Raw genomic sequence first — 25378 nt, forward strand, 5'->3', positions numbered from 1 at the left:
GATAGAAATCAATATTCCCTGTTAGTAGCAAAGTTCAATAATTTTACCTTTCTTGCCTTGTGTCCTAAAAAGCAAGAAAGGTCGTTATTATTTACCTTATTTGTTTTTGCTTAGATGGCTTGCAACAATCAGGCCACTCTCAACTTGAATGCGAACAAGCTTCTGTATCGGGATAACTGAATAATTCAATTCATGTTCAAGTTCTTTACAATACTCCTCTAACCACTTTAATCCCCGTCTATGAGTATTTTTAAGCTTTTCAATTTCCTCGAAATCTATATTTCCTTCTCTTTCAAGACGAGCAATTTCATAATCATACGTACGAATGGATAAACCTAGTGACAACCCATTATAAAATCTCGCTGTGTAAAGATTATCAAAAATTTGAGCTATCTTTGCAGGCTGTTCAAATTCTAGACTACTTGATGCCCAATTCTTTTTTGCTTCACTTCCCTCTTCTTGATGAACTATGATTTGGTCAACCAGTTTTACAAAAGGATTTCTCTCTGTTAAATATGGACGCACTTCACTTAAATACTCCTTTAATTGATTGTAATGGTTTTTATTCATTTCGATATTTTTTAAAAGTGCCTCTTTACGAGTGATATCACCTTCACTCAAATCTTGCACACGTTCGTCAAAAAAGTATGGCAACTCCGTGAGCAAAGTAACACAATCAGCTTTTGTTGATGCATAGTCAGCACTTGAGGTTCCAGAATGAATAGTTGGAGCTTTGCCTGTGAACTTTTCCGTATAATCGTATGACTGCGCAACACCCATAATTTGAAATACGGCTGGTGAGAATTCTTTAATATAAGGTGCTTCTGGTTCTCCTAAACTCAGTGCGACACCCTGTTTAAGTGCCGAGCTACGTAAATCCTCATAAATTTCTGGAATATCTTTAGAAATATACCAGTAGGCCCCTCCAAACCCAGCGTTATGCAATGAATACATAAACTCAGGTTTTATTTCATCTATGATTTTCATAAGGGCTTGCGTTTCCGGAAGTGGCTCATGAAAGTGCAATTCTTTATAATCTACCGGAAATGTCCATTCTACTTGTTCAAACCCGACAGGTCTAAAAAAATGTTTAGTATAATTGTAAATGTTAAACGGTCCCTTAAACCACCCTTCATTCAGTCTCGCACCATCAGGATCAATACATTTGATAATATACCAAGTAAACCCAAGTGCCTCTCGTAGATTGGCATCCTCTGCCAAAGCACGGGAAAAATATTCCATAGTCATGGCACCGATCGGCTCATTCGGATGAGGGCATGCAAAACATAAGGCATTTTTCTTTCCGTTCCCTATTTTAATGCATTCTATAGAGTGTCCATTTCGAGATTTTCCTGCCTCAAATACTGTAACAATATCAGGGAATTCGTCAGCCAATTGTCTTGTACTTTCATCCATTTCGTCTACCGTTAAAAAAACTTTATAATCTGGCACCCTATCAACAACAGACTGAATATTTATCGTTTTATTCATCGACAAATCTCCTTTACCAACTTTTTTTTATTTTTCAATCTTGACATAGTTGTATTCAGAGAAACCAGTTGATTGAATCGCTTCATCGGAAGATGGATCCCCTTTTACATATGAATGCACTGGAGAATAACCCACCCACTCAGATATTGGATAAATTGGTAAATCCTCTGACAAAATACGCTGAATATCTTGATAGATAGGTGCTCTCTCCTCCTCTGTCACCAATTGGGCTCCTTTGACAAGAAGCTCGTCTAATTCAGAGTTTTTATATAGAGATAGATTGTTGGAACCATCCGAACTTATTCTCGGAGATATTGAGCCTACATCAGGTCCTTGATAACCACCTAACATACTCATTTCAAAATCCGCGTTATCTTTTACTTTCTGCTGCCATGTCGCATATTCTAAAATATTTAACTCTACATTGATGCCCACTTGTCTAAGCTGATCTTTAATAACTGTTCCCATATCCGCATTCGAACCTGATTCAAACACATCAAAAGTAATGCCCAAATAATTCCCATTTTTATCTGGGGTATATCCGGCCTGCTCTAATAACTCTTTTGCCCTTTCTGGATCATGCCCTGGAACTTTATATTCATCTGATATTGCCCAACTATAAACAGGTGATAAGAAGTGCTCTGCCACTTGACCATCCCCCTTTTGGGCCTTTGAAACAATTTCCACGTTATTTAACGCATAAGCTACTGCTTGACGAACCTCTAATTGATTAAACGGCTCCTTTTCAAAATTGAACACTAAATATTGTCGCGAAGGCCATACCTTAGACTCCCCTTCAATATTCGGATCATTTTTCATTTTCTCAATTTCCGAACTTGGAGGAGAACCTCCAAAAACATCTACCTCACCATTGTAAAAGGCTTGTACCAATGTATTTGGATCAGGGATAATCGAAAAAACTAACCTATCTACATAAGGCACTTGCCCAAAATATTCATCATTTGGCTCTAAAGTAACATTCACACTTGTTGTGTACTCAGAAAATTTAAATGGCCCGGTTCCGATCGGTTCAATATTTGTTCCAGAATCCCAATTCTCTCCACTATAGACATGCTCAGGAAGAATAAAAGTGGCATACCAGGCTAAATACCCTAAAAATGTAGCGTCTGGATTGGACAATTTTATTACGACCGTATTGTCATCCGGAGTGCTAACCTCTTCCATACTCTTTAAGTTTGAAACTGCATAGCCATTATTATTTTTAATTGAATCTAAGGTGAATTTAACATCAGCTGAAGTAAAGTCTTTCCCATCATGCCATTTTACATTTTCATTTAAATGGAAGGTAATTTCAGTTCCATCATCATTAAATTCCCATCTTTCTGCTAAATCCGGAATGATTTCTTGGTTATTATTTAGCTTCACTAATCGGCTAAAAACATTTTGAGCAATTGGGTATAGAAAGTCATCTGCTCGAGCGTCTGGATTAAAAGTTTGCGGGTCTCCAGCGAGGCCGACAATTAATGTGTCCCCTCCACTTGAACCACTTTCAGAATTACCTTCGTTCCCTTGCGTTTCATTCGTTCCACCACTACAACCAGCGATAATTCCAACAAAAAATACGAAGCTTATAAATAGTAAAAATCTCTTCTTCATTCATCAAAACTCCTTTTAATCTGTATTTAGATGGAGAAACGCAATTTTATTCACACCTCTCCAGTTCTAACCGCCATTTTGAATTGTTTTAGATAAAAGCTTATTTTTTAAAGAATGCTTGGTTCAATCTATTCATTAATAAAAGGACAACTGACATAATGGCCATTACCAATATGTGTTGACTCTGGGTCTTCATGTTTACAGGATTCTCTACTTTGATAACATCTAGGAGCAAACCGACAGCCTGGGCCCATATTAATTGGTGTGGGCGGTTCTCCCGCTATTTGAATAATTTGTTGATTTTCAAAGGAGTCTAATTGAACGGAGTTGGAAATTAACGCACGTGTATACGGATGCTGGGGGTTATGCATGACTTCATCAGTAGGACCAGTCTCCACAATACGTCCTAAATACATTACTGCAACTCTATCGGAAATATATCGTGTTGTCGTAATATCATGACTGATAAATACCATTGCTGTATTTTCCTGTTTACATAAGTCTGCGAGCATGTTGATAATATCTGCTCTAATTGATACATCTAACATTGAAACTGGCTCATCAGCAACGACAAACATTGGTTCAAGCAACATTGAAAGCAGGATTGAAATTCGTTGCAATTGTCCACCTGATAATTCATGTGGATATCGGTGCAAGTATTCTGTCGCTGGTTTTAACCCTCCTTTTTCTAGCAAGTCGATGCACATGGCCAGCCGTTCATCCTTGCTTTTACCGATATTATGCAATTTCATCGTACTGACAAGAACTTTAGCAATTGTGTATCTTGGATCAAAAGTATCAAATGGGTTTTGAAAAATCATTTGTGCTGTTCTTCGAAATGCCAGAGGGTCTTGTTTGAATAAATTTTGAGAAGGAACTCCGTTAATGCTTATTGAACCTGACGTCGGCTCCTCCAGTTTTACTAAAATTCTCCCTAAAGTCGATTTACCACAGCCGCTTTCGCCAATAACACCTAAAATCTCACCTTTATTTAATGAAAAACTTACACCATCGACCGATTTGATATCCTGATTTCTGTGCTTTTTTCCTCTTTGTTTGTAATACTTGTACACATTTTTTACGGAAATAGCTTTATCCTCAGCTGTGATTAACGTTTGCATGTTCCATACCTCCTACAAGGTGGCAAGCCACTCGATGATTACCAGATAATAGCTCTTCAGTTGGTTTTATTTGATAACATATATCTGTTGCAAATTCACAACGATTAGCAAATATACAACCTTGAATAGGAACACTTAAATCGGGTAAAGCCCCTGCAATGCCTCGTATGTTTTTCTTTTCTCCTTTAAAAGTAGGGATAGACTTTAGAAGGCCTTGAGTATAAGGATGTAAAGGATTAACTAAAACGTCTTTTACGTATCCAAACTCCAATATATTCCCTGCATACATAACTGCTACTTTCTTACATGCTGAAGCTACCACTGACATATCATGCGTAATCATAATACGAGTTAAGTTTAGCTCCTTTTCAAGCTCTTTTATTTCAGATAAAATTTGACCTTGAGTTACCACATCTAATGCCGTTGTTGCTTCATCTAAAATCAACAATTTAGGATTGTGCATTAAGCTCAGTGCAATCGATACTCTCTGCATCATCCCACCTGACAGTTCATGAGGATAAAGTTCATATACTCGTGGCGGCAGATTCACCATTTCTAGTAATGAAATCATTTTCTCTTTAAGCTCTTTTTTGGAAATCTTGCTTTCATGTATTCTATAAATATCAGACATCTGAGTTCCTATTTTATGGACTGGGCTGAGAGCATTCATTGATTTCTGAAACACAACAGCCAAATCCCTCCACCTTATCCTCCTTATTTGTTCGTCTGTACAGTGAAATAAATTATTCCCGTCTAAAATGACCTCCCCTTCTATTCTGGCAATTCTTTTTGGTAATAATTGCAATATTGCCATTACTAATGTAGATTTACCTGATCCCGACTCTCCCACAATACCTATGGAATCCTGTTCTTCAACAGAAAGTGAAATATTGTTTACAGCTCTTGTAATCTTATCTTTTGTATGGAAGGTTACTGTGAGGTTCTTAATTTCTAAAATAGACATATTGCTCACCACCTAATTTTGATCATGAAGCTTAGGACTAAGCACACGATTAAGCCCGTCGCCAATTAAATAAAATGATAGTACAGTGAGTACAACGACAATTCCTGCAAAAGTCGATATCCACCAAGCAGATGTCATATATTCACGGCCGTTATATATAATTTGCCCCCAGCTGACTACATTGGGATCTCCAAGCCCTAAAAAGCTGAGGCTTGCCTCCGTAAGAATTGCTCCAGATATGATCATGGTTGTATTGGCTATAATCGGAAATATCCCATTAGGAATAATATGTTTTAATAGAATTTTCCATTTCTTTTCTCCAATAGAATAAGCCCCCATAATGAATGTTCTTTCTCTTAATGACATAGCCTGCGCTCTCATAAGACGCGCATTACCAACCCAACTTGTTAATCCGATAATAAGCATGACGTTTATGAGACTGCTTCCAAACAGGGCAACAACGATCAAAATCAGGAAGAAAGTCGGCATCATCAAAAATATGTTGTTTACTTCTGTTAGCAATCTATCAATTTTGCCTCCGAAAAAACCAGCTATACCGCCTAGCAATGTTCCAATAACCCCTGAAATGAGTGCGGCCACAATTCCGATCATTAATGAAGTGCGAGTGCCATAAATTATCATGCTAAATACGTCACGTCCTAGTCCATCTGTGCCGAGGTAATGGGTTGAACTTGGTGCGGCTACCATTTCATCCCCTAATGAATATGGATCATGCGTTGCGAAAACCGGAGCAAATATGGAAACAATTAATAATAGGATTAATAAAATAGCTCCTACTTTTAATTGTTTAATTTCATTAATTTTGTTTGTGTATTTTTTAAAAATATTCTGATTATTATTCTTAATCTCCAAAATAAACCACCTCACTTACTGTATCTTATTCTAGGGTCAATAAACGCATATAGAACATCAACTACAATCATCGTCACAGCCACCGATATTGAAAGCACAAGATAAATTCCCATCAATAGTGGATAATCTCTTCGTGAAATTGCATTTAGCATGAAACTTCCCATCCCTGGCCATGAAAATACAATTTCAATAATAGCTACCCCAGTAATCATGTATGCAATCGTGATTCCAAACACAGTAATGGTCGGTAAAATTGAATTTTTCAATACATATTTATTGAATATTCTGCTTTCTTTCATTCCAGTTGCTCTAAGAGTTGTGACAAAATCCTCTGACATAACTTGAATAACAGAAGAACGAGTGATCCTAAAGAAGTATGGAATACTAAGTAATGTTAGTGTAGTAGCAGGAAGGAACATATGGTGTAAAATATCTATGTAGTATGCAATTCCTGAATGATTTGCACGTAAATCAATCATTCCTGAGGTTGGAAAGATTCCTAACCAAGAAGCGAATAGTAGAATAAACATCATCCCCAACCAAAAACTCGGCATAGAATCGAATAGATAAGATAAGCCAGAAAGCAAGTTGTCCAATTTTGAACCGGGGCGTCGGGCACAATATATGCCTAATATGGTACCGATTAGCAAAGCGAATATCGCTGTTGTAAGCGTGAGCATAAGGGTAGGTCCTATTCTTTCCGCAATCATTTCACTTACGGGACGCCCGCTTAAAATGGACTCTCCTAAATCTCCACCGGCAAGGGTTCGAAGATATGTTAGAAATTGAACACCTACAGAATCATTTAAACCGTATTTCTCTCTTAATGCCTCTTCCATCTCTGGTGAAGGACTATCTTGCCCTGACAAAATACTGATAGGATCTCCTGGAGCGAGCTGTATCAGCATAAAGTTAAGGAAAATAGCAACAAAAATAATAAGTATTCCTGTAAAGCTCCTACGAATAATAAAACTCCCCACACCATTACCCCCTTTAGCCAATTCAGATAAGAAATGTACTTATTTTTCCGTTGTACGGAAAGTGTTTCCATTTTTATAGCAAATTTTTTATCCACCCAATCGAGCAGATATTTCATCAGCACATCGAATTACAGCATTGCTTAATTCGGCTATTCTTTTTTCACTTAAATCATGACTAAGAAGTCCAATACTAATGGCCCCTGCCACTTGATTATCAAACCCCTTTATTACGGCAGCGATTGAGACAGTTCCCTCTGTTTTCTCTGCAAAACTAATACTATATCCTTCACTCTTTATTTGCTTTAAGGTTTCAAAAAATTCCTTTTGCTCTTCTTTAGTCTGCAATAATTTAGCTAGTATCTCTTCTACCTTAGAAGGATCCATATGAGCCAGCATTACTTTATTAGGAGCACCAATATTCATTGGAATTCGTTCTCCAAGGTTTTCAACTATCCTCACCTTCATAGGACTATCAATTCTTTCAATTGGAAAAGAGAAATAATCGTTTGGGATACTTAGATAAACGCTTTCCTTAACCTCATAGGAAAGCCTCTCCATAATTGGCCTTGCAATTGTTCTTAAATCCATTTTTTCTAGTTGCAGCAAGCCTATTTCTAACCATCTTGGTCCAATTAAATATCTTTTAGTATCAATTGATTGTGTGATTAGCTTATGCTCTACTAAAGTCCCAATCAGCCTGTGCGTCGTACTTAATGGCAATTTTAAATTCTCCGCAATTTCGCTAATTTGCCAACCTTTTTTGCTATTGTCAGAGAGTAAAAGATAAACAATTTCTAATGCTCGATTTACCGATCTTGTCATTTTTAACCACCATATCATTTCTTATTATTTTTAGAGTATTTAGAATTTTATAAAATAATATCACTAAAAACTCTTGTGAGCAACTAAAATTTTCTAATAATTCAAAATTCGTTGTAAAGATTGAAGCTCGGCTTATTAAGTAACCCTACGCTTCCCTATTAATAGAACCCTACTTCATAACGTAACTCTATTTATTACAATCATTTTATTTCAATTAAGTTCATCTGTCTTACAATTTGTCAGGTCATCTGACACAGTTTTTTAGAATGTTATAAGCGTCATTACGCTTGAATTTTATATTGGAAATTATAAAAAAGCGAATAATAACAAGCTGTTTGACAGTGCTTGCTTTATTCGCATTTTCCTTTATCCAAATTTCCAATATCTAAACAGTGGGAGCCCAAGCGCGATTAAAACGAATCGAGATTTCTAGTCAAGGGGGCGAAATGATTGTAGGAGAATGTTCAACTTTATTTTCCAAAGGAAAAGCAACATTTCGTTTATCGAGCTTCTTGCCTCGAAATCTATGTTCTTAATGAGCACTCCCTTTCTTCAACAATCTACCGTTTCTACATTAATTTATTTTTATAAACTGCACAGAACTTACACCAATCAGTAATAATGATATGTTTTTGTTTTATATCAATTAAGCCCTCTTTTCTTAGCTTTGAAAAAACGCGACTTACACTTTCTCTTGATGTGCCAATCAGAGTAGAAAATTCCTGAATCGTTAACGGAAGTTCAATGTACATTCGATTACATCGATTGGCCCCAAATTTCTCCGCTAACCGCTCGAGCATTTTCATCGTTTTCGTATAAACATCAAGAAGGGCAATATCTCTCATAATTGAAGTAAGATCTCGGAGAGTCTCACCCATATATCGAATCATTTGCACTGCCAACTCTGGATTTAATAATAATTCTTGTTCAAAATCCTCTGTGCTAAGAAAATAGATTTCGCCAGGTTTAATCATTGTTCCTGTGGCTGGATAGGTGAGGTCGCCATAATTAAATAAACATGCTTCAGCAAAAATATCCCCTTTTTTCTTCATACAAACAATGAGTTCGTTCCCTTGTTCATTTTGTTTTGTAAGCTTCACCATGCCTGAATGGACGAAAAATACTCCTTTAGCTCTTTCGTATTCAGATATAATTTTATCGCCCTTATTAAATGACATCTTCTTGATTCGCTTATCAATTATTTGCAAAGACTGTGGCGGCAGATCTTTAAAAACCTCTACTTTACTTAAAAATTCATGAATTGCGGAAACCTCCGTGCTCTGATTTTCCATCTCAAATCCCCCCTTATAGATTTACTCCTATTCTAGAGAATCCAATTCAACAAGAATGTGTAAAATATCACATTTATTCTCTTATTTCCCGTGATATTAAAAATCGTTCATTGGAGTTTCACAAAACCTTCACAAAGAGGCTTCTTTCATGTGAAGTGAATCACACCTGACAATATCACTGACGGATAGGATAAATTTGTAATGAAAATACCACTTTGCAAAGGGGGAGAGCTTTTGAAGACATCCATTATTCACTTTGTCATAAGCGCCATCATCGGTCTTGGCCTAGGTTATCTTGTGTATGACATCATCCTCGACAGCAGTGATGAAGATACTGTGCTAACACAAGAACAAGCTACTGATCAGACTGCTGCTGTAGAAGAGGAAGATGAAGAAGTCGAAACACCCGATGTTGAAAACGTTTCCAACGAAGAGAATATACTTCAAACAAAAGGCTGCATTGGCTGCCATGCCGTGGAAGGGCTGAATCTTCAAGGTGGAGTAACCGGACCGGACTTGTCCAAAGCCTATAGTGAAGTTGAAGGGAAACACGGGAAGCCACTTCAGGAATTTTTAAAAGAGCCAACCTCTGCCGTCATGTCATCCGTGATCGGCGGGAGCCCTTTATCTGCTGAAGAAATTGACCAAATTGTCGAGGAGTTAAAAAAAGCAGCAGAACAATAATTTTTAACATCTGTACTCATCTGTGCCTCATCAAAAAACGCTTTCAAGGAAGGAATTTACATTTTTAATGAAGACTGAGCACCGAAACGATTCATAAAAAGGAAGGTGTTTTACCATGAAGAAATGGATACCTGCTGCATCCGGGCTAGCCGCCGGTTTCTTAGCCGCAACCGTATTTTTTGCTGACTTCTCTACTGGTCCTAGCGGCTCAGCAACCTCTGATTCAGCTAATAAAACGAATGCAGAGAAGGTCTATGTCCCATTTGGAGAAAAAGACGAATACTATTTATTTGCCTCCGGTGGACATTCTGGGCAAATGTTCATTTACGGAGTTCCATCGATGCGCCACATCCGCACTGTCCCGGTATTTTCACCCGATTCTGCAACTGGCTACGGCTTTGATAACCATACGAAAGAGTTAATGGGAGATTATTCGTGGGGAGATCTCCATCATCCCGCTTTCTCGGAAACTGACGGAGATTATGATGGCAAGTATATGTTCGCTACCGATGTCGCCAATAGTCGTGCTGCCGTCATGGATTTAAAAACGTTTACTGTAAAAGATATTATGAATGTTCCGAATACCTCTGGCCCGCACTGTGCTGCTTTTGTCACACAAAACACTGAGTATATGTTCCTTCCAACTCGTTTTTCTGTACCAATTGGAAGCGAATATGCAGACCTTGATAACTATAGTGAACAATACCGTGGTGTCATGTCTGCTGTAACATTTGATGAAGAGAAGGAAAAGTTGGATATTGCCTATCAAGTAGCCTTGCCACCATGGTCTTATGACTTATCTGATGCCGGTAAAAAAATGTCTGCCGATTGGGCCGTTATGACAACTTACAATACGGAAGAAGCAACAACAAATCTAGAAATTAATGCTTCTCAAGCCGATCGTGACTACATCGTATTGTTCAACTGGAAGGAGCTTGAACAGAAGATAGCCGCCGGAGAATATGACGAAGTGACAGGCCAAAAAATGATCTTCCCAGAAAAGCATAAAGGTGGTATTTACCTAGTTCCTGTTGCGAAATCACCTCATGGCGTAGACGTTACACCAGATGGGGAACACTTCATTGCTTCGGGTAAGCTTGCTCCAGCGATGACGGTTTTCTCCTTTGAAAAAGCTTTTGCTGCGATTGAGAACGGCGATTTTGACGGAGAACGTAACGGAATTCCTATTCTTAAATATGAATCTGTTATGGAACGAGAAGTTAATCCTGAAAACGCTCTTGGTCCGCTTCACACTCAATTTGATGATGAAGGGATGGCCTATACAACCATGTTTATTTCATCTGAAATTGTTAAATGGGATCCAGCTACAGGTGAAACATTAGACCGTGTTGCGGTGCAATATTCTCCTGGACATTCAGTTGCTGCTGAAGGAGATACTGTCGCACCAGATGGCAAATATATTATTGCCCTTAACAAAATAGCAAAAGACAGCTATTTATCAGTAGGGCCTTCACATCCAGAATCCATGCAGCTAATCGATTTAACAGGGGACAAAATGGAAGTGATCCAGTCGGCACCTGTCAATCCTGAGCCACATTACGCGCAAATGATAAAAGCGGATAAAATCAATACGATTACCGTATATGATAAAGACGAAAGCAATCCAAATGCAATTTATAACCAAGAAGATGCAAAGATCGTCCGCAAAGGCAATGAAGTTCACGTCTATGGGATCGCTATGCGTTCCAAATTTATTTTTGATGCTAATGCGAAACGTCCTGACGTGATTGAAGTAAATGAGGGAGATAAAGTCGTTATTCATCTTACAAATATAGACTTTGACCAGGATATCACCCATGGCTTCGCGATTAATCAATATGATTTCAATATGGAAGTTCAACCTGGACAGACCAATACGATTGAATTCACAGCAGACAAAGCAGGAACATACCCACTTTATTGTACGAACTTCTGCTCTGCCTTGCATCAAGAAATGTCAGGCTATTTCCTCGTGAAGCCGAAAAACTAAAAAAGCGAGATGTTATTAAATTCCGTTTTTTAGAATAGGTTCTGTGCTAGGTAAAACGTTTATTGGCTCATTTCGTGCGAAACATTGATTTCACTCGCCTTCACGTATACCGAAAATGAGTCAATAACCAACACTGACATATTGTATAGCCTTAAACAAAAAAGGGGCAGCATTTAAACGATTAGCGCCCCTTTTATAAAATGGGTAGTCACTAGAAAGAAGTGTTTGCAATGAAAGGAAAACAGCTTTCTCGATTCTCATCAATTTTAATGATTATCTCTGCCATATTAGTCATGTTAGCGTTGTTCTTCCCATGGTGGAGAATGGAATTTTTCGCTCCTCAATACCCCGAAGGACTAAATATTATTGTTTACCCTGATCACCTTGAAGGGGAGTTGGAGCAAATTAACGGGTTGAACCATTATATTGGCATGGCCCAGTTTAATGAGGAAAGCTTTCCAGAACTAAACTATCTTCCTTATCTCATTGGCGGGCTTTCCATACTCGTACTACTCGGCGCCTTCATTCGTAAAAAAGCTTATTTAATAAGCCTCATCGTTATTTTTCTTATTGGTGGTGCAGTCGGCGTATGGGATTTATGGGCAGCCCTTAAGGAGTATGGAACCAACTTAGATCCAATGGCTCCAATTGAAATGGAACCATTTGTCCCACCGATCATTGGAGAAAATGTCATCGCCAACTTTACAACCTATAGCCTATTAGGAATCGGTGCTTATTTAGTCATCGCAGCCTTTATTTTGCTGCTGATTCCTTTATGGAAGGATCGAAAACAATGAAAAAGCTGACGTTCTTATTCTTCATCATGTCCATCATTCTCCTTTCTGCCCCTCGTTCAAGCTTGGCGGAAGATGATCTACAACAAATGATCGATGCCCTCCACGACGGAGACACACTGGAGTTAGAAGATAAGACGTACGAAGGAAATATTATCATCAAAAAATCAATAGAGTTAATTGGGAAAAAAGGAACCGTTATAAGAGGGGATGAAAGCGGAAATGTCATTTCCATTGAAGCTCCCCATGTAAAGATTCGCAATATGACCGTGTCAGGCAGCAGTATGAATCGCAATAGCTCTGAGGAATACGCAGGAATAAAGATTTATTCTAATCATAATGTGATTGATTCAGTAACGATTAAACATTCCTTTCACGGTATTTACTTAAGTCAAGCTCATCATAATCGGATTGAAAATAGTCACATTACAGGACTTGGCAAAGGGGAGATTGCCAATCAAGGGAACGGGCTTCATATCTATTACGCAAACGATAATATTCTACAAAACAACGTGATTAAAGGTTCAAGAGATGGCATGTTCTTTGATTATGCCAACCGCAATGAAATTCTTTATAACTCCATAAGCGAAACACGCTATGGTCTTCACTATATGTATTCTGATGATAATGTTTTTGAAGGAAATACGTTTACGATGAATACCGGCGGCGCCGCCATTATGCATTCCAACGGAATTAAGCTTGAGCAAAATGAGTTTATTTTTAATTATGGACATAAGTCCTTTGGACTCCTGTTATTATCATCCCGAGACACGCTCATTCAAAATAACACCTTTTTTCTCAATCAAAGAGGACTATATATCGATCAGGCAACAGGGAGTTTAGTGAAAAATAACCGAATCATTAAGAACCAAGTTGGGATCGAATTATGGGCAAGTTCAAATGAGCAAATTTTTACCTTAAATGAAATTAATGAAAATACCATTCCTGTTGCTAGCCTTGGTGGGGAAGGGAGAAATAGCTGGAGTGAAAATGGCATCGGCAATAACTGGGGGCGCTCATTTCCTATGATCGATTTAGATCAAGACGGGATCGGTGATGAAGAGGTGCGCTATCAATCTTCACTCCATCAATTAATTGAAGATCAAGAGCTTGTTTATCTCTTTTTACAAAGTCCTGCTATCGCCGTTTATGAGAAGCTGAATCAGTTTCTCCATAAAGAGAAAACGATGTTTACCGATCCTTATCCGCTCGTGACAAAGCATGAAAGGAAACAAGCATCACTCATTCTCATTGGGGTGCTTGCCATCTCATCCGGCCTATATATTTATCGCCGTTACAAAAAGAGACTATTATAAGGGAGACATCCACTATGCATTATATTTGGAAGGAATGGAAGGAAAACATAAAAGGAAAAGGGCTTTGGCTGGCCTTTGCGCTCATTATTCTCGTTTCAATTAGTTTATTGTTCCGTTCCTCTGCTCTTTCCTTTGATCAAGGATTCTATATTCACTTGATTAATTTATTTGATGCATTCGTCTATTTCATCCCGATATTATGCCTTTTTTTAGGGGCCTTTTCCCTATTTCAGGAAAAAGAACAAAAAACATTGATCATGCTCTTAACAAGAGGAGAGCGCTTTACAGGCTTTCTATGTAAAAAAAGCGTGGCGATTCAATCGGTATTATTAGGGCCGACTGCTCTATGGTTCTTTCTCTACTTGATTCCGTTAAAATTTTATTTTCAAATAGATGGCGCTGCCTACCTTGCATTCTTGTTCACCATCACAAGTCTTATTCTCGTCTTCACCCAGCTTGGAGTCTTCGTTGGGAGCATCAGCCGCTCCAGAATGCAAATTGTTGGCTTCGTGATCGCCATCTGGTTCTATTTTTTCTTCTTACACGATTTTCTCTTATTATCATGGTTAAGTAACGTTACCTATGATAATGTGAAACTCTTTTCTAGCTTTTATTTCCTAAACCCGTTGCAAGCTGCAAGAATTTACCTTGAATCAGCATTCGGCGTTTACTCCTTTGAGCATATGTCTAAGCTACTTCAATCATTCATGTGGTTAAAGCCGTCTTTATTTTTAATCGGCAATGTTGTACTCGGAATATTGTTCTCGTTTGGAGCTGGAGTTGTTTTTCAACGAAAGGAGGGCTCACAATGATTGAAGTTGCCCATCTCTATCAATCGTTTGGAAAAAGAACAGTCCTTCAGGATGTTCACTTAAAAATAGAGAAAAATGAAATATGTGCTCTCGTTGGGCGAAACGGGGCTGGGAAATCAACTTTTATTAATAGTCTTCTCGGAATTCTTCCTAGCAAAAAGGGGACAATCAGAATCAACGGCAAGAAAAAAAGGGGTATAAGCAGCGAAATTGCTTATCTTCCAGAAAAATTCTTGCTCTATCAATCTTTAACAGGACTGGACAATATGCGGTTTTTTGCCAGAAGCATTTCTCGAACCTACGATGAGAAACGAATGGAAGAGCTCTTAAAATCCGTCAACCTTTGGGAGGAACGAAATACGATTATCGAGGAATATTCAAAGGGAATGCTGCAGCGGCTTGGACTCGCAGTGACGCTCTATCAAGATTCACAAATCCTCGTCTTAGACGAACCGACAAGCGGTCTTGATCCAATTGGAAGAAAAGAAATTTTGGATACGTTGAAGTCTTTGCAAAATAAAACGATTTTAGTATCTTCCCATCATTTAGATGAAATTAAACAGCTATGTTCACACGTCGCTTTTTTAGAGAATCAGCAAATCTGTAAATACACTGTTGCAGACTTTCTACTAACACAAAAATTAGGAGAGAATGGACCATGAAAAAATTTTTATTCGCCTTAGCCAGTTTGCTTTTCTTATTGACTGCCTGCAATAAAAGTTCTGTCGTTGTCGAGGTCGAAAAGGATTTATATTATGAAAAAGATACAGCCTCCGAGCTTGTCATTAAAATTACTGATGGTCATGATCCTGTTTCCGGTCTTAAGGTCAATGCCGTGCTCGCGATGAGCGACATGGACCACGGGCAAGTAGAAGCAGCCTTTAAAGAAATCGGAGAAGGTATTTATTCGTCAGAAGTCGAATTGCCGATGGCCGGAAAATGGGAGATTGTTTTCACGTTTGACCATAATGGAGAATCTGTTGAAAAGGTCATCACATACGATGTAAAAGAACCGAGTGGGATCGCTAAAATCAACGATGAATGGATTACAAAGGAGGATCTAGAATTTTACCAGTTTATCAACGAACTACACATTGCCATCAATCGCGAACAGGATAAAGAAAAATATGAAGGCGACGAATTAGAAGAAGCGTTAGCCTATTGGGACGGACAAGAGAAGCTAAATCAAGATCGAAATCAGCTAATAACCCAGATTATCCGCCTCCGTTCCATGGCACTCCTTGCTCTTGAAAAAGGCCATGAGGCAACACAAGAGGAAATAACCGAGCAAGTCAAACAGGTACGCACACAATATGAATCAGTCCCAGTTGCCAAAAAAATGATTCAAGGATTTGGAGAAGAGAAATTCTGGAGTAAAGAACAACAGCAATATGAACTAATTGTTCTTTCGCAAAAGGTTCAAAACGATTTGATTGCACAAGTACGAAAAGAAAATCCCGATGTCAACGAGCAGGAGATCCTCTATCTTGCCCAAAAACAATACGAAGAACTTCTTATTTCTCAAGTTAATTCATTAACAATTGAACTGTTATAAATCCTGAACTTACTCAGGGTTTATTTTTTATTTATAAAATGAGTGATTACTCACTTCACAAATCTCTTTTTATGTTTTATGATGTAAGTGAGTGATTACTCACTTTTTAAAAAGGAGTGAATAAAAATGGATGCAAATGAAGTGATCGTGTCGATCCAGGATGTGTCGAAGGCTTTTGGAAAACAGGAAGTGTTGAACAATATTTCTTTAAATGTTTACAAAGGTGAAATCTTCGGGCTATTAGGTCCATCTGGTGCTGGCAAAACAACATTAGTGAAGATGTTAACCGGATTTGATTTGCCGAATCGGGGAGAAAACTATCTTTTCCAAGAAAAAATGCCTTCCTTAAAGCTCATTGAAAAGATTGGCTACATGGCACAATCAGACGCTTTATACGGAGAATTAACAGCGAAGGAAAATCTTGAATTTTTCGGTGCTCTTTTCGGTTTAAATGGAAAAGCATTGCAAAGTAGAATTGGCAAAGTAATGGACGTTGTTGAGTTAAGTGACCATTTAAACAAAACGGTCCACCATTATTCCGGGGGAATGAAGCGAAGATTATCGCTTGCGATTGCCTTGCTCCATGAACCGGCACTGCTAATTCTTGATGAACCAACTGTAGGAATTGATCCTGTTTTACGCAAGAGTATTTGGAACGCCTTTTACAATTTAAATGAAAAGGGCACGTCAATTATTGTTACAACGCATGTTATGGGGGAAGCGGAGAAATGTCACCGTTTAGCAATGCTTCGTGATGGTCGGCTAATCGCTGTTGGCACACCCGAGCAATTAAAAGCAGAAACTAGTTCCTCTTCCATCGAAGAGGCATTTCTAGCATATGGAGGTGCTAAGGCGTGAGAGTAAGAGCACTCGTAATCCGGATTTTAAGACAAATCATTCGTGATAAAAGAACGCTTGGACTACTAATTTTTGCTCCGATTCTTATTTTAACGATGCTTCATCTTGTTTTTAACGGTGATGATTATGTGCCAAAGGTCGGGTTGGTTGATATACCTGAAGCCTTTGAAAAACAGCTAGATTTAGACGATGCGGACATTACAAAATACACAAATATCGAATCAGCTAACAAAGATATGGAAAAGCAATTGCTTGATGGCTACATTTCATTTGAAAATACTAGCCCTTCTATTGTCCTTGAAGGCAGTGATCCAAATGTCAATGGCGCTACGATCAAGTGGCTGGAAAAGGCATTTGCACCTCTGCAGCCAACTGGCTCACATGAGCTAAATGTAGCGTTTATTCACGGATCGGAAGATATGAGTCAGTTTGATTATTTTGGTCCCGTATTGCTTGGGTTTTTCATTTTCTTTTTTGTCTTCTTAATCGCCGGAGTATCCTTTCTACGAGAACGAACAACTGGCACGTTGGAACGTTTATTATCGAGTCCACTGCGGAAATCGGAAATGGTTGTCGGGTATATTATCGGTTTTGGGATCTTCACGATGATTCAAGCGACAATTATCGCCGCCTACGCTATTTATGTGTTGGGGATGCTTATGGAAGGGAGCTTTATATATGTTCTTTTAATTACGTTAACCCTTTCCTTAACAGCATTAACGTTAGGAATTTTACTATCTTCATTCGCTAATAATGAGCTGCAAATGATTCAATTTATACCCATTGTTGTCGTCCCGCAAATCTTTTTTTCAGGACTATTCAATTTGGAGACGATCTCTCCATGGTTAAATTGGATTGGTCCAATGACCCCGCTCTATTACGCAGCCGATGCTCTGCGAAATGTGATGGTCAGAGGCTATGGATGGGCAGATCTCTATATAAATATCCTTGTGCTCCTCGGTTTTTCAGCACTATTTATGTTCTTGAATATTGTCGCATTACGAAAATACCGAAAGATTTAGCATCTTATCTTATAATCCATTACAATAAGAATATCAAGTACTGAAGGAGTTTATTATGAACGGTCCAGATAATCTTATTGAGGAAATTTTTGAACAAAGCGATGAGCTCACAGAGAAACAAAAAAAAATCATTCTTGCTGCTGTTCAGGCATTTGCTGAAAAAGGGTATGCCTCTACCTCAACAAGTGAAATAGCGAAAAACGCTGGTGTTGCAGAAGGGACGATTTTTCGCCATTATAAGACAAAAAAAGATTTGCTCTATTCGATCATAGAACCGATGCTGAGAAAATTTATAGCCCCCCTTGTTATTAAAGATATGGAAAAGGTTCTCAAAAAAGAGCATGCAACGTTTGAGGACTTTTTGAGAGCGATGATCGAAAATCGCATTAAATTCCTTTCGAAAAATATGCTTTTATTTAAAATTCTTATTCAAGAAATCCCTTTTCAGCCAGAATTAAAGGAGCTCTTTAAAGAGCATATCGGAACGAAAGTAATCGAACGATTTACAGAGGTTGTTGAACACTACCAAAAGAAAGGAGAGCTTATTGATGTGCCTCCCTTCCAGATCATTCGCTTGACGGCATCGGCTATCTTCGGTTACATTATCGTCCGTAATCTCCTTTTACCAGAACTTGACTGGGATGATAAAGAGGAAATAGAACGGACGATTCAAATGATTATGCATGGGATTTCAACAAAAAAATAAACTTAAAAAGAGAGTCGACCGAAATGTTCCATCTAACAAAGCAAGGAAGATAAATTTGCTAGTGATCTCCCTTGCTTTCCCTGGTCATATAAAAAATTCGCCGCAATCGAACAGCCTTTAATAAGCCGTTTTTGCAATGATTTAAAAGAAAATTGTTTTCCCTTCTTATCTATAATGAATGATCATTCTTCAACAATGTCCTACTGCTCCATCTCCGCAACTTACAACATGAACTTTTTTGCAAAATAATCACCGATCGTTTTATGGTACCTCTTTCTTTAAATTTCACTAAGCTCAACCTTATATAAATGATCATCATTTTCTTCGGGCTTACCACGACCATCGGTATTATTGGATACAAAATAAAGGACTCCATCCTCAATCAAAATATCACGAATTCTCCCTAACCCTGTGATCACCTCGTTCGTCTCACCTGTCTCAAGATTGAACTCTCGTACAGCGTTCCCTCTCAACGTCGCAACATACAGCCTTCCTTCATAATAAGCCATTCCTGACGGTGCCCAGGTCATCTCTGCTCCAGATTGAAAAAGAGGTGATTCTATACCTGTCTGCTCTTCATCTCCGATCACCGCTGGCCACCCATAATTTCCAGAAGGTTTAATGAAGTTAATTTCATCATGTGCGGAAGGGCCGTGTTCACTAGCATACATCGTACCATCGCTAGCCCAAGCCAAGCCCTGAGGATTACGATGGCCGTAACTATATACATAGGAGTCCGCAAGAGGATTATCTTCAGGGATAGAGCCATCTAAATTGAGGCGCAAAATCTTTCCGCCTAACGACTTCACATCTTGAGCAATATCTGGATCTGTTGCAGCGTCTCCTGTCGTTGCGTACAACTTTTGATCTGGTCCTAGCTTTAAACGTCCTCCATGGTGATATTGCCCACTGGGGATTCCGTCAAGAAGTAACTTTTCTTCCTTCCACACCTCTTCCACAAGCTTTAGCGTGACAATTCGATTAAATTGTCCATCTTCATCCTTATAGGTATAGTAGGCATAAGCACGATTCGTGTTAGCAAAATCTGGCGCTAGGACAAAACCGAGCAAGCCTGCCTCCGCTGCTGTTGCTAACGTCTTCTCCAGCTCCACCTTTTGCCTTGATTGCCTATCTCCTTCAACTTTCATGACCGTTCCGTTTCGTTCACTGATATAAAACGTTTGCCCCATTTTATTAATGGACCACGGAACTTGGAGATTTTCAGCAACTACCTCTCTACCCATAGCTATAACTGCTGGCTTCCCCATTTCATCTTCATGTACTCCTTCACGCTCTTTTCCCCCAGAACATGCAGCCAAAAGCAAAACGACCAACAACAGGATTCCTTTCTTCATCGCACTCCTCCTTATTTTATCAAGACCTTTCCAAGATCATCCTAAAACACAACAGCGGGAGTTTACTCTCTTTTTGAGCTTTTTACAACTTGGTTTAGCACGATTGGCATGAAACACTTTTTACAGAACACTAATTAATAGCCTCCCAGATCGCTTTTGCTACACCACTTTCCTCATTTGTAGCTGTGACAAAATGGCATTGAGCTTTAACATAATCGTCTGCATTCCCCATAGCAACCGCTCTTCCAACCCTTTGAAACATCGATAAATCATTGTAATTGTCACCAATCGCCATCGTTTCCATGAGCGAGATTCCTTTTTCTCTTGTAAAACGATCTAAAGCAATTCCTTTTTGCGCTTCTACGCCATTAATCTCTAAATTTTCTTTCCCAGAAGAACTTAAAGCAATTCCCTCTATTTCTTTTAGCTGCGCTTCTACTTTTTGCAGTTGCTCCGGATCAAAAGAGAAAGCTAACAGTTTATAAAGATGGTAATCTTCCTGCTCAAAAATAAAATCGACACTCTCTATCGTTTTAATAAAATTCATGCGCTCTTGTAAGATCGCTTCTATTTTTTCAACCTCTGTTTTCTCATGTTTGTTAGCCGCATACTCTTTAAAAAGGCTTATGCCTCTTTCCATATCGGCTGTATAAATTCCTTTACTTGTAAAAAACTCTACATAAATATCGCTATCGGAAAGAATTTTTAATGCATCCTTTGCAAACTCTTTCTTAAGAGGATTATCAGCAACTATTTCTCCCTCTGGCGAACGCACCTCCGCTCCGTTGGCACAAATCACCGGACATTTAATCCCTGCCTCCTTTAATAAATAAATCGCCTCTGGATAGGAGCGACCTGTAGCAATGACAACTTCCACACCTTTCTCCTGCGCCGCTTTAATGGCTTTCATATTCTCTTCCGTAATTTCATGATCCTTCGTTAATAATGTTCCATCCATATCAATTGCTACGCATTTTATCATTGTTGTATCATCCTTTATCTTTTTTTATGTATTTACTTCCTTCACGGATGCTCAAACTAGATAGGGGCACCGTCTCCATTATTTTTTTAACGTACTGGGGATTTGTCTTCGAGTATTCTCTTAAAGCCCAGCCGATTGCTTTACGAATAAAGAACTCCTGCTCCGCAGCATTTTGCTTAATATATTGTAAAAGCAGCTCTTCATTTGTTTGTTCCTTATATTTTAATTGAAATAATAGAGCGGATCTCCTTAGCCATATATTATTGCTTATTGCCCAATGATCCATTTTCGATGTGATCACTTCTGGATTCCTAATAGCAATATGGCCAACAAGCTTAGGAGCAATGGTGTCGACCGTATCCCACCATGATTTTGTTGTTACCAATGTTTCCAATAGCTCTATGGAGGAAATTTCGAGCTTTTTCTTTATTTTCTCCAAATAAAATAATGCCGCATACTGATATTCCCTCTCTTCTTTCTCCCAAAGTGCGAGCACAAACTCATGCTGGAGGGGCTTCTGTAAAATGGTGGATGCCTGAAAAAAATCTTTTAGAAGTTTTTTGCGCGCTGGTGTTTTTATGCCAAGATAGGGAAATTGGTTCCGCATATACTCTTCCATTGGAATGGCCATTTTTTTATTACGATTTCGAGAAAATATTGTCTCAATCTCATTAACCCAGTCCAAGTTTGTTCCCCCCATCAACCTTGTCTTTCCTTTTCATTGTAAGAGTTTCGAGAAAGATAATCCAATAATTGAGAAAAAATGAACATGAAACTTGCAGCTAACGTTACGTTAGGACTTATGATAGTAATAGATAGGAGGATGGCAATGAATACATTTTCAATTGGAGAATTCGCCAAAAAGACCGGTTTAACAGTTAGAACTTTGCATTATTATGATGAAATTGGAATCCTCAAACCTTCATATTTGTCGGATAAAGGAAAGAGAATTTATACCGAAGAGAATTTTATTACATTGCATAAAATCATTACCTTGAAATTTCTTGGCTACTCACTCGAAGAAATTAAAGTATTTCTAAAATCCGAAAAATGGGATTTAAAGGACTCCCTTTCCATACAAAAAGAAGCGATGGTGAAGCAAAAGGAACAACTGGAACAGGTCATTAGAGCATTAGATCATGCTATATATATTGTAGATCATCATGGTGAACTAGATTCATCCATATTTATTACATTAATCAATGATATTCAGATGGAAAAAGAACATAAAAAATTCTTAAAAGGAATCCTTGACGACCAAAAAGTAGAACAAATTTTTAGTATCGATGAAAAAAGACATCTGGAAATCAACACAAATATAGTTGGATTATTAACGGATCTGAAAGAGCATTACGGAGCAGATCCGAAATCCGCAAAAGTACAACTACTAATCGACAAACTAATCGATATATTTGCTGAATTGACAGGAGGAGATCTCCACTTTCTAGAAGAAGTTACAAATGTTGAAATCAACGATGAGGACTGGGCGATTCCATTCCCTTTTCCAAAAGAGGTTGAAGAGTGGATTTCCAAAGGGATCGATATAAATCTACAGAAAAGAGGAATCACCATAAATGAAAGAAAAAAAGGAACAAATAAAAACTAATCACTTGAAAGCTTTTTGGAGGTTAATTAAGAGCTCCAACCCACCAAAAGGGATCTTTATCCTTGCCTTAGCTTTAGGGTTACTTGAAACGGCTGCAGGACTCGTGCTTCCCTTATTCACGAGATCGTTAGTCGATCAATTGGCACAATCCGCCCTTGAAATTTCACTGATTGTCCTTTTGGGTGCTGCTTTTATCGTTCAAACGATTTCATCTGGATTTTCCTATTATTTTATGACCTACATCGGAGAATCAATCGTTGCTTCGATACGGAAGCGGCTGTGGGGGCATATTATCCATTTGCCGATTCCTTATTTTGATGAACATCAATCAGGTGCAACAATGAGTCGTGTCTCTCAGGATACGAATACGGTGAAAACCTTAATCACCCAGCATTTAATTACGTTTGTTACAGGTATCATCTCCATTATCGGTGCTGTCACAATTTTATTAATTATTGATTGGAAAATGACGCTAATTATGATTATTTCTGTCCCTATTGCCATCCTCGTGATCATGCCACTCGGGCAAAAGATGTACAAAGTCTCCAAGGCAACACAGGATGAAATGGCCACCTTTACAGCCAATTTAAGTCGCGTACTGGCTGATATTCGCCTCGTCAAAGCCTATCATGCAGAAGAGGGTGAAAAGGCAAAAGGGGAGCAAGGAATTCGCCACCTTTTTCAATATGGATTAAAGGAAGCGCGTATACTTGCTGTTATTTCTCCGTTCATGACTTTTATTATGATGCTCGTACTTGTCGTTCTAATCGGATATGGCGGAGTCCGCGTTGCATCTGGAGCCTTGTCCGCAGGCTCTCTTGTCGCAATCATCATTTACATGTTTCAAATCGTTGTCCCATTTAGTCAAATGGCCACCTTTTTTACCGCTTTCCAAAAAGCAATGGGCGCAACTGAACGTATTCAAGAAATCTTGTCTATTCATCAGGAACCAACAACAGGTGTTACAGTCGGACAAGAAGCAGAACCACTTATCTTTCAAAATGTCTCATTTTCATATAAAAAAAACGAACCGATTTTAAAAAATATCTCCTTCGTCGCCCCACCTGGGAAAACAACAGCATTTGTCGGGCCAAGCGGAAGCGGAAAGACTACCATATTTGCTTTATTGGAGCGCTTTTATTTAAGTGCAGAGGGAGAAATTCGTTTGGGCGACAAGCCCATTCATCTCTTTGATTTGCATTCATGGCGAAGCCAAATTGGCTATGTCTCCCAGGAAAGTCCAATTATGTCTGGGACGATACGAGATAATATTATTTATGGGCTGGCTCGGGAGGTCTCTGATGATGAAGTGCTCCACGCCGCCAAACAAGCAAATGCAGCAGAATTTATTGAACGTCTCCCTAATGGGTTTCAAACAGAAGTGGGGGAAAGAGGCATCAAACTATCCGGAGGTCAGAGGCAGCGAATTGCTATTGCAAGGGCCTTAATCAAAAACCCTAAGATTCTCCTTCTTGATGAAGCCACTTCCAACCTTGACAGCGCATCCGAGGAACTGGTACAAAACGCACTGACACATCTCATGCAAGGGAGAACAACACTTGTTATTGCTCATCGCCTTTCAACCGTTGTTGAGGCGGAGCAAATCGTCGTCTTGGAACAAGGTGAAATCACTGGGATTGGAACCCACAACGAACTTCTACATGCCCATAGCCTATACAAAAAGCTAGCTGAACAACAATTAAGAAATGAATCACTAACTTCTGAAATTGAAAAAGTAATTAGGGAGAATGATGCTTGATGGAATTTAGCTTTTGGCTGCTTATCCTCTTTACGATCGTTTATGAGCCCATTATTGGCTTCTTTGCTTTCAAAAAATTCAAACTCGGCGTTAGAGAAAATCAGCATAGAAGGGTGAAATTTTATCAGCAGACGATGCTTGGTCTGTGGATTCCATCCATTTTCATATTCCTGCTAGCCCTGTTTACAGAACTATCTTTTCAAGATATCGGATTAACTTTTCCAGCCATTAACACAGAAAGCTTAGGACCGTTGATCACCTATTCTGTATTTGTCTTAGCAATCCTCTATTTCATCGGACTGCTATATTATTCTATCGGTTATCAATTTAGTAAAAAAATGAGATCTAAATTAAGAGAAGCCAAACAAAAGGAATGGGATAATGTCCATTTTTCAGAGATATTGCCGATTACGAATGCTGAGAAAAAGCTATGGAATTATGTTTCATTAACAGCAGGGATTACTGAAGAAGTGATATATAGAGGCTTTTTAATCTTTGCATTTTCTTATTTATTTCCTGATCTTTCGATTTGGTTTACCGTAGTATTATCTTCGCTCTTGTTTGGTTTAGCACATACCTATCAAGGAATTAAAGGAGTATTGCAAACCACAGTGGTGGGGGTTATTTTTTCCATTCTTTATATAGGTGTCGGCTCCATACTGCCACTGATGCTCCTTCATTTCTTGATCGACTATGTTGCAAAATTAGGAGACCGTCCAGAACGCATCAACTAATCATCATTGAAACGCCTGGCGCATTTAATATCGCCAGGCTTGTTA

General features: G+C 38.6%; 24 protein-coding genes. 13 read left to right on the top strand and 11 right to left on the bottom strand.

All coding sequences use genetic code 11. The features are described from left to right. Positions 1-96: 96 nt before the first annotated feature. The 8 genes from PZE06_RS03495 to PZE06_RS03530 form a co-directional block, all read right to left on the bottom strand. On the bottom strand, positions 97-1491 hold the full coding sequence (locus PZE06_RS03495) for a M14 family zinc carboxypeptidase (protein ID WP_225310652.1): 1395 nt from the start codon (positions 1489-1491) through the stop codon (positions 97-99). 27 nt (positions 1492-1518) lie between these two features. After that, the gene (locus PZE06_RS03500; RefSeq protein WP_150915290.1) at positions 1519-3108 is read right to left on the bottom strand and encodes an ABC transporter substrate-binding protein; all 1590 of its coding nucleotides are present in this window, start codon (positions 3106-3108) and stop codon (positions 1519-1521) included. A gap of 128 nt (positions 3109-3236) precedes the next feature. After that, positions 3237-4229 carry an oligopeptide/dipeptide ABC transporter ATP-binding protein gene (locus tag PZE06_RS03505; protein WP_150915289.1) on the bottom strand — a complete coding sequence of 331 codons (993 nt, stop codon included), beginning with the start codon at positions 4227-4229 and terminating at the stop codon, positions 3237-3239. Further along, positions 4207-5193 carry an ABC transporter ATP-binding protein gene (locus tag PZE06_RS03510; RefSeq protein WP_150915288.1) on the bottom strand — a complete coding sequence of 329 codons (987 nt, stop codon included), beginning with the start codon at positions 5191-5193 and terminating at the stop codon, positions 4207-4209. Before PZE06_RS03510 ends, PZE06_RS03505 begins: the two co-directional genes overlap by 23 nt. 12 nt (positions 5194-5205) lie before the next feature. Beyond that, a complete protein-coding gene (locus PZE06_RS03515; RefSeq protein WP_225310651.1) occupies positions 5206-6066 on the bottom strand; it encodes an ABC transporter permease in 861 nt (286 codons plus the stop codon). An 11-nt stretch (positions 6067-6077) separates the two neighbouring features. Beyond that, positions 6078-7046 (bottom strand): ABC transporter permease, encoded by a 969-nt coding sequence (locus PZE06_RS03520; RefSeq protein WP_150915287.1) that lies wholly within the window; start codon positions 7044-7046, stop codon positions 6078-6080. Positions 7047-7133: 87 nt separating this feature from the next. Continuing rightward, the gene (locus PZE06_RS03525; protein WP_150915286.1) at positions 7134-7868 is read right to left on the bottom strand and encodes an IclR family transcriptional regulator; all 735 of its coding nucleotides are present in this window, start codon (positions 7866-7868) and stop codon (positions 7134-7136) included. A 569-nt stretch (positions 7869-8437) separates the two neighbouring features. Continuing rightward, positions 8438-9160, bottom strand: coding sequence for a Crp/Fnr family transcriptional regulator (locus tag PZE06_RS03530; RefSeq protein WP_150915285.1), 723 nt, complete (start codon positions 9158-9160; stop codon positions 8438-8440). A gap of 234 nt (positions 9161-9394) precedes the next feature. Here PZE06_RS03530 and PZE06_RS03535 point away from each other — a divergent pair, with 234 nt between their 5' ends. From PZE06_RS03535 to PZE06_RS03580, 10 genes are all read left to right on the top strand, one after another. After that, on the top strand, positions 9395-9844 hold the full coding sequence (locus PZE06_RS03535) for a c-type cytochrome (protein ID WP_150915284.1): 450 nt from the start codon (positions 9395-9397) through the stop codon (positions 9842-9844). Positions 9845-9959: 115 nt separating this feature from the next. Then, positions 9960-11834 (top strand): Sec-dependent nitrous-oxide reductase, encoded by a 1875-nt coding sequence (gene nosZ / locus PZE06_RS03540; RefSeq protein WP_150915283.1) that lies wholly within the window; start codon positions 9960-9962, stop codon positions 11832-11834. 230 nt (positions 11835-12064) lie between these two features. Continuing rightward, positions 12065-12631: a hypothetical protein gene (locus PZE06_RS03545; RefSeq protein ID WP_150915282.1), complete on the top strand. Its 567-nt coding sequence runs from the start codon at positions 12065-12067 to the stop codon at positions 12629-12631. Then, positions 12628-13944, top strand: coding sequence for a nitrous oxide reductase family maturation protein NosD (nosD, locus tag PZE06_RS03550; protein ID WP_150915281.1), 1317 nt, complete (start codon positions 12628-12630; stop codon positions 13942-13944). Before PZE06_RS03545 ends, nosD begins: the two co-directional genes overlap by 4 nt. 14 nt (positions 13945-13958) lie before the next feature. Continuing rightward, positions 13959-14756 (top strand): ABC transporter permease, encoded by a 798-nt coding sequence (locus PZE06_RS03555; RefSeq protein ID WP_150915280.1) that lies wholly within the window; start codon positions 13959-13961, stop codon positions 14754-14756. After that, positions 14753-15418: an ABC transporter ATP-binding protein gene (locus tag PZE06_RS03560; protein WP_150915279.1), complete on the top strand. Its 666-nt coding sequence runs from the start codon at positions 14753-14755 to the stop codon at positions 15416-15418. Before PZE06_RS03555 ends, PZE06_RS03560 begins: the two co-directional genes overlap by 4 nt. Next, entirely contained in the window at positions 15415-16311 is an 897-nt protein-coding gene (locus tag PZE06_RS03565; RefSeq protein ID WP_150915278.1) for a FixH family protein, read from the top strand. The genes PZE06_RS03560 and PZE06_RS03565 overlap by 4 nt, the downstream gene beginning before the upstream one ends. A gap of 126 nt (positions 16312-16437) precedes the next feature. Continuing rightward, positions 16438-17169, top strand: a complete 732-nt coding sequence (locus PZE06_RS03570; RefSeq protein ID WP_150915277.1) for an ABC transporter ATP-binding protein — start codon at positions 16438-16440, stop codon at positions 17167-17169. Continuing rightward, complete coding sequence (locus tag PZE06_RS03575) at positions 17166-18191, top strand: ABC transporter permease (protein WP_150915276.1); 1026 nt, start codon at positions 17166-17168, stop codon at positions 18189-18191. Before PZE06_RS03570 ends, PZE06_RS03575 begins: the two co-directional genes overlap by 4 nt. Before the next feature lie 55 nt (positions 18192-18246). Continuing rightward, a complete protein-coding gene (locus PZE06_RS03580; protein ID WP_150915275.1) occupies positions 18247-18897 on the top strand; it encodes a TetR/AcrR family transcriptional regulator in 651 nt (216 codons plus the stop codon). A 278-nt stretch (positions 18898-19175) separates the two neighbouring features. Here PZE06_RS03580 and PZE06_RS03585 read toward each other — a convergent pair whose 3' ends face one another. From PZE06_RS03585 to PZE06_RS03595, 3 genes are all read right to left on the bottom strand, one after another. Further along, a complete protein-coding gene (locus PZE06_RS03585; RefSeq protein ID WP_150915274.1) occupies positions 19176-20252 on the bottom strand; it encodes a PQQ-dependent sugar dehydrogenase in 1077 nt (358 codons plus the stop codon). Positions 20253-20382: 130 nt separating this feature from the next. Further along, the gene (locus tag PZE06_RS03590; RefSeq protein ID WP_150915273.1) at positions 20383-21234 is read right to left on the bottom strand and encodes an HAD family hydrolase; all 852 of its coding nucleotides are present in this window, start codon (positions 21232-21234) and stop codon (positions 20383-20385) included. A 7-nt stretch (positions 21235-21241) separates the two neighbouring features. Further along, on the bottom strand, positions 21242-21919 hold the full coding sequence (locus PZE06_RS03595; protein ID WP_225310650.1) for a DNA alkylation repair protein: 678 nt from the start codon (positions 21917-21919) through the stop codon (positions 21242-21244). A 144-nt stretch (positions 21920-22063) separates the two neighbouring features. On the opposite strand from PZE06_RS03595, the gene PZE06_RS03600 reads away from it, so the two are divergent. From PZE06_RS03600 to PZE06_RS03610, 3 genes are read left to right on the top strand one after another with little or no spacing between them, the layout of a single operon-like run. Then, positions 22064-22840 carry a MerR family transcriptional regulator gene (locus PZE06_RS03600; RefSeq protein ID WP_191963188.1) on the top strand — a complete coding sequence of 259 codons (777 nt, stop codon included), beginning with the start codon at positions 22064-22066 and terminating at the stop codon, positions 22838-22840. Further along, on the top strand, positions 22809-24599 hold the full coding sequence (locus PZE06_RS03605; protein WP_150915270.1) for an ABC transporter ATP-binding protein: 1791 nt from the start codon (positions 22809-22811) through the stop codon (positions 24597-24599). Before PZE06_RS03600 ends, PZE06_RS03605 begins: the two co-directional genes overlap by 32 nt. Next, entirely contained in the window at positions 24599-25333 is a 735-nt protein-coding gene (locus tag PZE06_RS03610) for a CPBP family intramembrane glutamic endopeptidase (RefSeq protein WP_150915302.1), read from the top strand. Before PZE06_RS03605 ends, PZE06_RS03610 begins: the two co-directional genes overlap by 1 nt. The last annotated feature ends 45 nt before the right edge of the window (positions 25334-25378 follow it).

The sequence above is a fragment of the Robertmurraya sp. DFI.2.37 genome, from assembly GCF_029211245.1.
Lineage (GTDB): Bacteria > Bacillota > Bacilli > Bacillales > Cytobacillaceae > Robertmurraya > Robertmurraya methanolica_A.